General features: G+C 39.6%; 13 protein-coding genes. 3 read left to right on the forward strand and 10 right to left on the reverse strand.

The genetic code is table 11. The annotated features are described in order from the left end of the window. Positions 1–19 precede the first annotated feature (19 nt). From efp to JOC54_RS17435, 3 genes are all read right to left on the reverse strand, one after another. Positions 20–577, reverse strand: a complete 558-nt coding sequence (efp, locus tag JOC54_RS17425; protein WP_035420117.1) for an elongation factor P — start codon at positions 575–577, stop codon at positions 20–22. 81 nt (positions 578–658) lie between these two features. Beyond that, positions 659–1,729: a M24 family metallopeptidase gene (locus tag JOC54_RS17430; RefSeq protein WP_204467856.1), complete on the reverse strand. Its 1,071-nt coding sequence runs from the start codon at positions 1,727–1,729 to the stop codon at positions 659–661. Between the two features lie 56 nt (positions 1,730–1,785). Beyond that, positions 1,786–2,289 carry a YqhR family membrane protein gene (locus JOC54_RS17435; protein ID WP_239586806.1) on the reverse strand — a complete coding sequence of 168 codons (504 nt, stop codon included), beginning with the start codon at positions 2,287–2,289 and terminating at the stop codon, positions 1,786–1,788. A gap of 197 nt (positions 2,290–2,486) precedes the next feature. Here JOC54_RS17435 and JOC54_RS17440 point away from each other — a divergent pair, with 197 nt between their 5' ends. Beyond that, positions 2,487–2,894, forward strand: a complete 408-nt coding sequence (locus JOC54_RS17440) for a hypothetical protein (RefSeq protein WP_035420114.1) — start codon at positions 2,487–2,489, stop codon at positions 2,892–2,894. A 29-nt stretch (positions 2,895–2,923) separates the two neighbouring features. On the opposite strand, the gene JOC54_RS17445 is transcribed toward JOC54_RS17440, so the two are convergent. The 3 genes from JOC54_RS17445 to splB all read right to left on the reverse strand — a co-directional run bounded on the left by JOC54_RS17445 (position 2,924) and on the right by splB (position 5,439). Continuing rightward, positions 2,924–3,820, reverse strand: coding sequence for a patatin-like phospholipase family protein (locus JOC54_RS17445; protein WP_035420111.1), 897 nt, complete (start codon positions 3,818–3,820; stop codon positions 2,924–2,926). 85 nt (positions 3,821–3,905) lie between these two features. Next, the gene (gene mntR / locus JOC54_RS17450) at positions 3,906–4,337 is read right to left on the reverse strand and encodes a transcriptional regulator MntR (RefSeq protein WP_204467859.1); all 432 of its coding nucleotides are present in this window, start codon (positions 4,335–4,337) and stop codon (positions 3,906–3,908) included. A 76-nt stretch (positions 4,338–4,413) separates the two neighbouring features. After that, positions 4,414–5,439 carry a spore photoproduct lyase gene (gene splB, locus JOC54_RS17455; RefSeq protein WP_204467862.1) on the reverse strand — a complete coding sequence of 342 codons (1,026 nt, stop codon included), beginning with the start codon at positions 5,437–5,439 and terminating at the stop codon, positions 4,414–4,416. A gap of 136 nt (positions 5,440–5,575) precedes the next feature. Here splB and dat point away from each other — a divergent pair, with 136 nt between their 5' ends. Further along, positions 5,576–6,430, forward strand: a complete 855-nt coding sequence (gene dat / locus JOC54_RS17460; RefSeq protein ID WP_204467865.1) for a D-amino-acid transaminase — start codon at positions 5,576–5,578, stop codon at positions 6,428–6,430. On the opposite strand, the gene helD is transcribed toward dat, so the two are convergent. Together helD and JOC54_RS17470 are read right to left on the reverse strand one after the other, a co-directional pair. Continuing rightward, on the reverse strand, positions 6,427–8,727 hold the full coding sequence (gene helD / locus JOC54_RS17465) for an RNA polymerase recycling motor HelD (protein ID WP_204467868.1): 2,301 nt from the start codon (positions 8,725–8,727) through the stop codon (positions 6,427–6,429). The genes dat and helD overlap by 4 nt on opposite strands. A gap of 78 nt (positions 8,728–8,805) precedes the next feature. Beyond that, positions 8,806–9,639 (reverse strand): lipoate--protein ligase family protein, encoded by an 834-nt coding sequence (locus JOC54_RS17470; RefSeq protein ID WP_204467871.1) that lies wholly within the window; start codon positions 9,637–9,639, stop codon positions 8,806–8,808. A gap of 161 nt (positions 9,640–9,800) precedes the next feature. Here JOC54_RS17470 and JOC54_RS17475 point away from each other — a divergent pair, with 161 nt between their 5' ends. Beyond that, a complete protein-coding gene (locus JOC54_RS17475) occupies positions 9,801–10,184 on the forward strand; it encodes a rhodanese-like domain-containing protein (protein WP_035420106.1) in 384 nt (127 codons plus the stop codon). Positions 10,185–10,236: 52 nt separating this feature from the next. On the opposite strand, the gene gcvPB is transcribed toward JOC54_RS17475, so the two are convergent. Both gcvPB and gcvPA read right to left on the reverse strand, forming a co-directional pair. Further along, positions 10,237–11,721 (reverse strand): aminomethyl-transferring glycine dehydrogenase subunit GcvPB, encoded by a 1,485-nt coding sequence (gene gcvPB / locus JOC54_RS17480; protein ID WP_035440588.1) that lies wholly within the window; start codon positions 11,719–11,721, stop codon positions 10,237–10,239. After that, on the reverse strand, positions 11,718–13,064 hold the full coding sequence (gene gcvPA / locus JOC54_RS17485; RefSeq protein WP_035420105.1) for an aminomethyl-transferring glycine dehydrogenase subunit GcvPA: 1,347 nt from the start codon (positions 13,062–13,064) through the stop codon (positions 11,718–11,720). Before gcvPA ends, gcvPB begins: the two co-directional genes overlap by 4 nt. Between the last annotated feature and the right edge of the window lie 6 nt (positions 13,065–13,070).

Below are 13,070 nucleotides of genomic sequence, written 5' to 3' on the forward strand. Positions count from 1 at the left end.
CGTGGTTTTTATGTTCGGTTTAGCCTCTTGAAACGTAAGAAGCATTTCTTGTATCGATAATTAATTTATCTCCTTGGTTAACAAAGAAAGGCACTTGAACGGTTAAGCCTGTTTCAACAGTCGCCGGCTTTGTTCCACCAGAAGCTGTATCGCCTTTAATACCAGGCTCTGTTTCAACAACTTCAAGCGTAACCGTATTTGGCACTTCAACACCAAGCGTTTCACTTTGATACGTTATGATATGAACTTCCATATTTTCTTTTAAAAATTTCAATTCGTATTCAATTTGATTGGCTTGGAGCTCAAGTTGCTCATAAGACTCGTTGTCCATAAACGTATGTGTGTCACCACTCGCATATAAATACTGCATGCGTCTATTCTCAATATGAGCCTTGCCTACTTTCTCTCCTGCACGAAACGTTTTTTCTTGAATTGCACCTGTTCGAAGATTGCGCAACTTCGTCCGGACAAACGCTGCACCTTTACCTGGTTTAACATGTTGAAAATCCATAACTTGCCAGATGCCATTTTCCACTTCAATTGTTAATCCCGTTTTTAAATCGTTAACTGAAATCATATTTATTCCTCCATCTACACTCTTTTTGCCGTATTAACTATACCATAGCTTTCTACAACTGTCTTATATTCCTATAGAATATTAGTTACCGACATAGATTAATTCTTTGGATGAATAGGTGAGCGTCTGGTTCCCGTCTTTTGTAATAACAATATCATCCTCAATTCGTGTACCACCTACACCAGGTACATAAATTCCCGGTTCAACCGTCACAACCATACCCGGTTGTAAAATAACTTCAGAAGTTTTAGCAAGCCCTGGACCTTCATGGACTTCCATGCCAAGCCCATGCCCTGTGGAGTGTCCAAAATTCTCCCCATAACCTTTTGCCTCAATATAATCACGCGTAAGAGCATCTGCTTCTCTTCCTGTTAAGCCAGGCTTAATGCCTTCCATTCCTAACTGTTGCGCTACCCGCACCGTTTCATAAATCGTTTTAAGCTCATCAGATATCTCTCCGACAGCTAATGTTCTGGTTAAGTCCGAGCAATACCCGTTGAAATAAGCACCGTAGTCAAGGGTAACGAGTTCACCCGACTCAATTTTTTTAGCTGATGCTACACCATGTGGCAAGGCTGAACGGTATCCAGACGCAACAATAATATCAAAAGACGATGAAATGGCTCCTTGTTTTCTCATAAAAAATTCAAGTTCATTTGAAACATCAAGTTCTGTTATACCAGGTTTAATAACACCTTGAATATATGTAAACGCATCGTCAGCTATTTTCGCTGCTGATTTCATTATTGATAGCTCTTCTTCTGATTTAATCAATCGAAGAGACTCAACAAGTTGAGCAACCGGTATTAACGTACAGTCTGACAATAAACTATTGAACTGCTCAAATTCTCCATAGGTTAATTTGTTCTTTTCAAAACCTAATCGTTTAATGTTTAATCGTTTTGCCTGATTTGCAATTTCTTGTGCTAATGTGCCTGACTGTTTAACGATTTCGCAAGCTTTGACTTGCTCTTCCGCCTGATCTGTATAGCGGAAATCTGTAATAAATAAAGCTTCCTTCTCAGTTAGAAGCACGGCACCAGCAGTACCAGTAAAACCAGTTACGTAACGTCTGTTTATCCCACTAGAAATTAACAGCCCGTCAATTTCATTTTTTGCTAGCATACCTTGTAACGATTGAACAATTGACATAAAAATCCCTCATCCCTCTATGTGATAAGGAAATTGTAGCACAATTCAGCAGCTCTTTAAACGGACTTCTCATTGTTAGCTGCATAGTTTTGTTCAGAATACTCATACGCAATGGAATAGCCAATAAACAATCCGTAAAGTAAAAACAGACAAAGCGTTGTAATAATTGTATTAAATGTATAGCTTTGAATCGGTTTAAGCTGATCAATGAAAGGATTTAAAAAATAAAAAGTTAGAACCCATAGCAAGGCACCAAATCCAATCCCCGGCCACATGCTATTTACTTTTTGTAAGCACCACTTGTAAATAAATGCTATACCAACTGATAGAAAAGCGATTACAGCTATTCCAATTACCTGACCCCAGTGTCCAGTTTTCCAATCTCCTAGTGCCCAAGGAAGCAACACAAATGAGGGGCCTACTTCTGTTAGATGAAAATAATAAGAGAAGTAGCCAATTCCGGACCAAATTAGGCCACCAAAAAACCCTATTAGAACAACTTTCATTGTATATCCCATTTGTTTTTCTTTAATAATTTTTTTATCCATTTGACTTTCCATAAAAACACCTCCAGTATCAAGTATGCCCAGCTAAAAAAAATAAATGAACATTCTATTTGGCTTATATGAATCCTACTGAAATGGCATACTATGAATAATAAGAAAATATTTTATTATACTTGCTCGCTCCATTGGAAAAGATTTATAATTTAACTGAGGCGAGTACTTATAAAGTCAATTAGAAAGGGGCGTTTCTTATGAGGAAGATGGTTCAAATTCTCTTACCGCTTTTTCTCATTCTTGCTGTTATTGGCATTTTAAGTAACATAAGCGGGTTCTTTAGCGTTATCGGCATTACCGTTACGATTGGCTTGCTTTTCTACCTTGGTTATCGATTCTATTTATCAAAACGATACCGTGTTCCTATGTTTTCAAAAACAAAAAATGGACCATCACGAGCGCAAATGAAAAAAGCGCAGCGCACAAGCACAGCCAAGAGTGCTCCTAAGAGCAAGACTCAAAACTTCCCTAAGAATAAGCGCCAATCCGAACTTAATCAAAGAGGATTAAAGAAAGTACCAAAGCGGCGATCTGCACCTCATCTAAAAGTAATTGAAGGCAAGGGCGGAAAACCAACAACAAAAACCAATAAGAAAAAAGCATAAAGAACGAGCGCACCTTATGGGTGTGCTCTTTATCCACTCCACTGAGTTAAGAATTCAGTTGTTTTTGCTGCTCCAAGCGCAATCATTCGGTCTTTTTCAGCTTCCGTCAACGAAAAATCCGTTGCTTTAATTTCTTCCATTGGTATAAATACGATATTTTTTGCATGCTCCGCTCGAATATAGCGCACATCGTGTGCACTAATCATTGTTTCAAAAATTGCTTTGTATAAATCAAGAGCATTTTTTACTTTATGAGTTGGACGTTCATCAATTTGCGGTGATAATTGAAAGCCAATCACTGGCCTTTTCCACGTCCCATTTCGACCATCTTTAAAAAGCCACATCGGGAAATTACTTAATAAGCCTCCATCGACAATATATGAAGGAGGGCTTCCAACCGCTTTATTATGAAGCTTGACAGGCTCAAAAAAGAACGGGATGCTGCAGCTCATCCGAATGGCTCTTGCCACACTAAAGCGTTCTGGATTAATACCGTACTTCGGCAAATCATCTGGTAATACAACCATTTGACCTTTAGTAATGTCGGATACAACAACCTTAAGTGCCCCTGGCGGAAGATCGCCAAACGAATTTATTCCTTTCTGATTTAAGAACGTTTTAATCCAAGCCTCTAATTTATCCCCTTTATAAAGACCCATTCTAAAGTATAAGTTAATCCATTTTGCTACTTTAAATGGCAACAGAGACATTCGATCATCTTTTAAAGAAGCTACATTTAATTCGTCTAACAATTGTTTGATTTCATGCGCCTTATAACCAGCCATTAAAAGAGCACCGACAATTGACCCAGCACTTGTGCCTGCAATGCGCTCAAACTCAAGTCCTTTTCGCTCCGTCGTTTCAATTGCGCCAATAAAGGCAAATGCTTTTACACCACCACCAGCGAAGACTCCATCGACTTTCATTCCTATCGCCCTCCTCTTCCCACATATATGTGGGAAGAGGATTTTCTATGAGAATAATAAAAAAGCAGCTTCTTATGTAAAGAAGCTACTTTTCTTGATCCGCATCGTTTCGTTTCTGGACAGCGCGTAAATCTGAAATTCGCTCGTTCTTTTCTTGAAAATATTGAACGAGATCCCCAATTCGGTCAATCGCATCCCAGCTTATGTGATGCTCAATTCCCTCTACGTCTTGATAGATATGTGATTCATCTACCCCAATGATTTGCATAAAATCTTCAAGTAGTTCATGGCGATAGACTAAGCGTTTTCCAATTTTGTTGCCTTTAGCAGTTAAAACAAGTCCTCTATATCTCTCGTACACAAGATACTCACTTTTATCAAGCTTTTGTACCATCTTTGTAACAGATGAAGGGTGCACTTCTAGCGCTTCAGCAATATCAGATACACGTGCGTAACCTTTTTCTTCAATTAACATATAAATCCGTTCTAAATAATCCTCCATGCTTGGTGTAGGCATAGACTCCCTCCAATCAAAAAACAAAAAACAACCATCTTGTTTAGTTTACTATAAACTGAAGGGGATCACCACGGTATTAAGTAAAATACTCGATTTTTGCTTGCGGAAAGAAGCGATCAATGTATTCTGTTAATGTGTTTTTAAGATCACCTGCTTTATCATCTTGATAAACATACTTACCGCGTCCATACCTGCCCCACTTGTATTTTCTTTCCTCTTCTTCCATTTCAAGCTTTGATTTAGGATAGCGTTTTTCTATTATACGTTTGGCTGTTTTAGTAAATCGATGTTGGATCATCTCAAATGTAAGATCCTTTTTCGCGTAAGGTGGTAAAATGGCCTCAAGGCGCTCAAACAGCTCTAAATAGCCCTCTTCCCAACCCTCATGCCAGATTATCGGAGCAACGATAAATCCTAAAGGATAATCAGCTTTTGCTACTTTTCCAGCAGCTTCTATTCGTTCCAAAAAGCTTGAGGTTCCTGGTTCAAAATATTTAATAACATGAGCAGCATTAACACTGAAACGAAAGCGCGTATTGCCATTATGCTTTGCATCAAGCAAATGATCGACATGATGGTATTTTGTTACAAATCGGAGGCGACCATAGTCTTTTTGCCCAATAAATTCAATTGTCTCTTTTAAAGAATGTGTTAAATGATCAATTCCCACAATGTCAGAGGTACATGCCGCTTCAAATCTTGTTAATTCAGGTGCTCTCTCCTTCATATACGTTTCAGCAGACTCATATATATCATCAAGGTTTACATATGTGCGGATATATGGTTTATCTCCAAGTGTTGTTTGTAAGTAACAATAATGACAGTGGCCCATACAGCCCGTAGCAAGTGGAATTGCATATTCGGCTGACGGCTTAGATGTATCAAACTTTAACGTTTTTCGTACGCCTACAACAAGTGTTGATTTAGCATTACGGTACTTTTGATTGTCGTTTTTTCCAGGAATGTTTCGTACTTGGTTATGAGAAGTGGTTTCTCTAATCTCGACTCCTTCAGCTTTAAACTTCTCATATAATTTTTTTCCAAGCGGATAATCAAGCGCTCGCGGTTCAATATAGACTAATTGTGGATAAAACGGTCTCATTTAGACAGTCCCTTCTTATGAATATGGCTTTATTCTGCATCTTTATTTATCGAATTATCCATCCTATCCATTGACAAATAGGCAATGATTACGGAAAATGGTATTGAAAAAATGAAAAAGAAGCGGGGGCACACGTATGAACCACCTATTATTGAATGACTCGATCGTCCCTGAATCAGATGTTGCTATTTCATATAAAGACCGTGGCTATCATTTTGGCGATGGTGTTTATGAAGTAGTGCGCGTTTACGAAGGGGCATTTTTTACACTCGATCCACATATTGATCGTCTGTATGAAAGCGCGAACCAAATTGACATGTCTCTACCTTTTTCAAAAGAACATTTAAAAGCCAATTTAGAAGCGTACAAAACTAAAGAGCAACTTGAGAATGGCTCTATTTATCTCCAAATTACACGAGGAGAAGCTGAACGAAATCACCTTTATACCCGTGAAGAAGAGCCAGTACTGTTAGGATTTGTTCTTCCAGACCGACCACCAACTGATGCCTCTACTGTGGGTATAGCTGCCTATGTCACTGCGGATGTCCGCTGGCTAAGATGCGATATTAAGAGCATTAACTTACTCGGTAACGTAATGGCAAAACGCAAAGCAACCGATCACGATTGTGGCGAGGCGATTTTGTATCGCGAAACAGCTGTTACTGAAGGGTCCACTTCGAATCTATTTTTAGTTAACAATGGAACGCTTTATACGCATCCGGCTGATAACTATATTTTGAACGGTATTACTCGAAGAGAGGTCATTGCTCTTGCTCATGAATTAGGGATTGATGTTGTCGAAGAACCGTTTCCAAAAGAAGTTCTTGCCCATGCAGAAGAAGCCTTTATTACAAGCACTTCAATCGAGATTACGCCTGTACACTCTTTCAAAGGAGATGTGGAAGCCACTTTGAAAGTAGGTCCACTCACGAAAAAATTGCAACAAGCGTTTACAGAACGTGTTCAAAAAACAAGAAGCGCCTCTATTTAAGAGAGCGCTTCTTTGCTGTATAAATGGGTATGAATTGGTTTTAACCACTTTGATAATGACCCTTGCGAAAACAAGACCAGTTCATGCATCGCCCTCGTACAGGCCGTATAGAGATGGTACCGCTCTTGGTCAGTTGAATATTGTGAGTCGGACGCATCGTAAACGATAACCGAATCAAATTCAATTCCTTTGGCTAAATACACCGGCAAAACTACCACACCCTCTTTATACTCATGATGGTCCTCTGAAACCAACTGAATGTTCATCCATTCACTTAAACGAGCATGAGCGTCTGCCGCTTCTATAGCTGTTTTTGTAATAATGGCTATTGATGCAAGGTCTTTATCCAACATCTGTTCAATTTGGTTCTTCATCGGTTCAATCGTGCTCGAACGATCCATTGCCTCAATAACAGTTGGCTTTAAACCATCTCGCTCAAATGGTTCAACAGCTCCCGGATCAGGTAATAGCTCACGTGCAAACATCATAATTGGTTTTGTCGAACGATAACTTTTTCTAAAAATGATCTGTTTTGCCTGATCGGGTAACACGCCCTTTTCGATTACATTCTTAGAAGATGAATGTGTATAAAGAGCCTGGCTATAATCGCCCACTATTGTAAATTTGGCAACAGGATAGAGCATTTGTAAATAAATAAGTTGGAAAGAGGAGTAATCTTGCGCTTCATCAATAAAGACATGCTTTATTGACCGGTTTACTTTTATTCCCTTAATGCGATCCTGCAAGTACAAGAAGGGTGTTGCATCTTCGTAGGGCATACGACCATTTTTTAACTCATTGATTGTGTATAGGGCAACAGCAGTAAAGCTTTTATCGACCTGATGAACTTCATCAAATAAAAATTGTTCATACAGGCTTTCTGTATCAATAAATGAGAATGACTTTACTTGGTTTTTTACTGGTTGAAATGCCTCTTGCACAATTTTTCTTGATAATAAATCTTGTTGCCGTTCCTCTTCTTCAAAAAGATCTTCGTTTTCTCGATTCTTTTCGATTATTTTTCGGATTTCAAGCAAAGTTTCTTTATCAGTTAATTCACGTTGTTGCTCTACCCAATCACTTGTGCGTTCTTTTCCTTCAAGCTTTGCTAACTCCTTGAGTATCCATTCTGCTGTGAGCCGTAGTCGATTCTGCAGAGAAACAGTATGATCTAAACAATAGAAATAGGTTTGTATGTCTTCACGCTTTAGAAGGATTTGTTCTCGAAAACGAATCGTTTTAAAAGGAATACCTTTATCTTGAAGTCCAGCAATAAACTGATCTAGCCTTTCTTTAAAAACCTGACTCGATTTAGTTTTAATACTAACCATTCTTGTCCGATAAAGTTGATCGTTCTTCCCTCTTAACAGGTATTCTAATTGATGGAAACCATCCTCTACCTCATAACGATTGCTTAGTCGCTTATATAAATAACCTCTGAAAGTGAGCTGAGTCATATTTTCTTCCCCAAGCTCTGGTAGGACAGTCGCTACGTAACTTGAGAATAATTGATTAGGTGAAAACAAAATGAGTTGATTAGCTTCTAGTTGATCCCTATGACGAAAAAGGAGGTAGGCGGCTCGCTGCATCGCCACTGATGTTTTCCCGCTACCTGCCACACCTTGAACGACAAGAAAACGGTTTTTCTCATCGCGAATAGCTTGATTTTGCTCTTTCTGAATCGTTGAAACAATCGTTTTCATTTGCGTAGAAGCCTCATGACTTAACGCTTCTTTTAACCGATCGTCACCAATTGCTAATGAGGTGTCAAACAGCGCTTGTAACTCGCCTCTTTTGAACAGATACTGCCGCTTTCCATTTAACTCGCCTTTTATTGTACCCGCGGGAGCCTCATATGAAATTGGGCCAACTTCCCAATCGTAGTAAACACTTGAAATCGGAGCTCGCCAGTCATAGATGAGAAACTCACTTTCTGTTTCGTTCATTAAAGAAGCTAGCCCAATATACAGTGGCTCAGAATGTATTTCTCCTTCTTCCTTTAGATCAATCCGTCCAAAATAAGGTGAATGAGCTAACCGTCTCAGCGTCCTCATTTGTTTTTTCATGAGCTCGCCGCTGCGTTCACGTTCATTTAAAAGTTCTGCTTGTTGTCGAATACTTGAAATGGTTTCCTGTGCATCTTCGGAATTTGAAAAGTTCATCGTTACATTTTCCCAGAACGTTTCTTTCAACTCCATTTCATCGCCACTGACACCTTCAAGTTGGTCCTTAAGCATTGCTTGCTTAGTGCGAATAAATGCATGAATATAAGCAGCTCGTTCGTATTCGTACTGCAAGAATTCACGTCCTTTCCCTATGCTCTGTTTGATCAGTATCAAACATCGTACCATATTTAAAAAAGACGATTCAAGAAACTAACGCCGAAAATTCCATTCATCCGTTTCATACCTTGATTGGGCAATTTTATGCACAGCTTCTTCTTCCTGTGGCGTTAATTCATACGCCTCTAGCTTAATATGTAACCCTTTCTCAAAACCGAGTTTAAATGCTCTACTTGCCTCTCCCATGGAAACAGAGTCAGAACGCAGTTCGTTAATTGCGACAGCTTTATTGGCAAACCGCTGCTGCATTCGCTGCTTCAAGCGGTCGGATCGATAATGAAAAAGGTCAAATAATTTGTCAGCATCCAAATCCAATAAGATTGAGCCGTGTTGTAGAATGACTCCTTTTTGCCTCGTTTGAGCACTGCCCGCTACTTTTCTGCCTTCTACAACCAATTCATACCATGACGGGGCATCAAAACAAACGGATGACCGTGGATTTTTTAATGCTTCACGTTCCTTTTCCGTTTCAGGGATGGAAAAGTAAGCGTCTAACCCTAGCTGCTTAAAACCTTCTAGCAAACCATTCGATAGGAGTCTGTAGGCTTCCGTTACAGAGCTAGGCATATTAGGGTGCTCTTCGGAGACAATAACGCTATACGTTAGTTCGTGTTCATGGAGGACACCTCTTCCCCCTGTAGGTCTACGTACAAAGCCTAAGCCTTTTTCCCGGACAATTTCCATCTTTATTTCTTTTTCAACTTGTTGAAAATAACCGATTGAAAGGGTAGCAGGGTTCCATCCATAAAAGCGAATTGTTGGGGGAATTAACCCTTCACTATGCCAATTTAACAAAGCTTCATCCAGTGCCATATTGTAAGCTGGATTCTGCTTACCAGAATCAATAAAACGCCATACTTCTGTCATCCATATCGCTTCTTTCTATTCATAAATGTCATTCTTACTCTTTAATTATAAGGGAGGCAAATCACACTGTCACCCGTTTCAGAACGGTTGTGATTGAAAAAGTGACAAGCTACCGATATAATATAAACAGATGAATGACTAAAGGGGAGTCTGTCCGAATTATGCAAGCACAAACTATTATTCTTATTGCCCTTACCATCTTGCTTGTCGTTTTTATTGCTACTCGTCTCTACACGCCGAAATACTTAAAAACGTTAAATCAAGAAGAGTTTATTAAAGGGTATCGCAAAGCACAACTAATTGATGTTCGAGAAACACGTGAATTTGATGGAGGACATATATTAGGTGCACGTAATATACCAATGTCACAATTAAAACAGCGCCAAAACGAGATCCGAAAAGATCAACCTGTTTATTTGTACTGTCAATCTGGTGCAAGAAGCCGACAAGCGGCTAAAACCCTTCGAAAAAAACGTGGAGTGGAGAATATTTCCCACTTAAAAGGTGGCTTTCGTAAGTGGACTGGAAAAGTAAAGAAAAAATAAATCAGGTAACAAAGAACCGCTTCTAATCGAAGCGGTTCTTTGTTTATAAACATTAAGCATGAACACGATTCTTTTCTTGTTCGAATCGTAGAACAGGTTTTCTAGCAGCAAGTGTTTCATCCAAGCGTCCGATAACCGTGTGATGAGGCGCTTCTTGAACGACTTCAGGTGTCTCTTCCGTTTCTTTGGCAATTTGAATCATTGCTTCAATGAATTCATCGAGCGTTTCTTTAGATTCTGTTTCTGTTGGTTCAATCATCATACATTCCTCAACATTAAGTGGAAAATAAATCGTTGGTGGATGATAACCGAAGTCAAGCAGACGCTTGGCAATATCAAGTGTTCGAACACCTAATTTTTTTTGACGTCTTCCTGACAGCACAAATTCATGTTTACAATGCTGCTTGTATGGAAGGTCAAAATAAGGTTCGAGCCTACGCATCATATAGTTCGCGTTTAATACCGCATATTCAGATACAAGTTTTAAACCTTCTGGTCCCATTGTCCGAATGTACGTATATGCTCTTAAATTAATGCCATAATTCCCGTAAAATGGCTTCACTCTACCAATTGAATCAGGGCGGTTATAGTCAAACATGTATTGACCGTCATTTCCCTGAACAAGCAGTGGTTTTGGCAAATAAGGAATTAAGTCCTTCTTCACACCAACTGGACCAGAACCTGGTCCGCCACCTCCATGAGGACCTGTAAATGTTTTGTGTAAATTTAAATGAACAACATCAAAACCCATGTCCCCTGGTCTAGTTATACCTAGAATTGCGTTTGAGTTGGCACCATCGTAATAAAGTTTTCCACCTGCATTGTGAATAATTTCTGCCATCTCGACGATATCCGCTTCAAACAACCCGAGCGTATTTGGGTTTGTTAGCATAAGTGCAGCCGTCTCGTCATTTACAACTTCTTTTAAATGATCTAAATCAACAAGACCATGCTCATTCGTTCGTACCGTTACAGAATCGAATCCTGCTACGGTTGCCGAAGCGGGGTTTGTGCCATGGGCCGAGTCAGGTACAATCACTTTCGTTCGTTTATGGTCGCCTCTTGCTTCATGATAGGCTCGAATCATCATAAGACCCGTCCATTCGCCGTGGGCACCTGCTGCTGGCTGAAGTGTCACTTCGTCCATTCCAGTAATTTCAGCTAATGCAGTCTGCAGGTGAAAGAGCATTTTCATAGAGCCTTGAACTTGATAAGCAGGTTGATATGGATGCACATGAGCGAGCCCAGGCAATCGGGCAATGTCTTCATTGATTTTTGGATTGTATTTCATAGTACAAGAACCTAATGGATAAAAACCTGAATCAACACCATGATTCCGCTTTGAAAGGCCCGTATAGTGTCTCATAATCTGTAGTTCCGACACCTCCGGCAACTCAGGTGCTTCTTCCCGCAGAAATTCGTCAGGAATAAAGGCAGAAACGTCTTGATCCTCGATATCTAAGGCAGGTAAACTATGTCCAACTCTACCTTCTTTACTCATTTCAAAAATGAGTGCTACATCTTTTTGTGCTGTCATAAGATCGCCCCCAGTTCTTTCGCAAACTCATCCAATTCTTGCTTTGTTCTTAGTTCTGTTACACATAGTAGCATCTGTCCTGCACGTGACGAATCCATTTCTGCAAGATCATAACCACCAATGATGCCTTTATCAAATAGTTGTTTATTAATTTCTGAAACAGGTTTACCAAGATCAACAACAAATTCATTAAATGTCGCTCCATGGTAAAGGAGAGTGACTCCGGCTTTTTTTAATTGATTCTTTAAGTAGTTTGCTTTTTGAACGTTTTGCGTCGCCATTTCTTTTATTCCTTGCTTACCGATTGCAGTCATCGCAACAGAAGCAGCAAGGGCATTTAAGGCCTGATTTGAACAAATGTTAGATGTCGCTTTATCACGACGAATATGTTGTTCACGTGCTTGAAGTGTTAAAACAAATCCTCTTTGACCTTGGTCATCAACGGTTTGCCCTACTAATCTGCCTGGGACTTTGCGCATTAACTTTTTAGTTGCTGCAAAATAGCCACAATGAGGCCCACCAAATTGAGTCGGAATACCAAAAGGCTGAGCATCACCAACAACAATATCTGCACCAAACGCACCTGGTGGCTTTAATAAACCTAAAGCAAGTGGATTACTGGAAACAATAAATTGCGCTTTTTCAGAATGTGTGACCTGCTCGATCTCTGCAAGCGGCTCAAGACTTCCGAAAAAGTTAGGATGCTGAACAATTACACATGCCACTTCATCACTGTAATGTGCTCTCAACTGTTCGAGATCTGTTACGCCATCTTTTGTTTCAATTTCAATAACTTCAAGATGTTGACCATAAGCATTTGTTTGCAAAACTGCGCGTGCTTCTGGATGAACCGCTTTCGATACAAGAATGGTTTTCTTTTTTGTGTGACCTGCAGCAAGCATAGCCGCTTCAGCAAGCGATGTTTGACCATCATACATCGATGAATTAGCTAAATCCATTCCTGTAAGTTCACAAATCATCGTTTGGAATTCAAAGATGGCCTGAAGCTCCCCTTGAGAAATCTCTGGTTGATACGGTGTATAGGCTGTGTAAAATTCAGATCTAGAAATAACATGATCGACAATTGATGGAATATAGTGTTCGTAAACACCAGCGCCTAAATAAGAAGGGTAGTCCTTTATCGAACGGTTCTCTTTTGCTAATCCTTCAAAAAACGAAACGAGTTCCGGTTCTTTTAAAGCTTCTTCAATTGCGAGCGTCCGATTAAACCGTGTCTTTTCTGGAATATCCGTTAGTAGCTCTTCAATTGATGCCACGCCGATAGTCGCTAGCATTTCTTGTTTATCTTCCTCTGTCATTGGTAAATAACGGTGTTGGTTCATCTTTTC

Origin of the sequence: Shouchella xiaoxiensis (assembly GCF_016907895.1) — a bacterium.
GTDB lineage: Bacteria > Bacillota > Bacilli > Bacillales > Bacillaceae_D > Shouchella > Shouchella xiaoxiensis.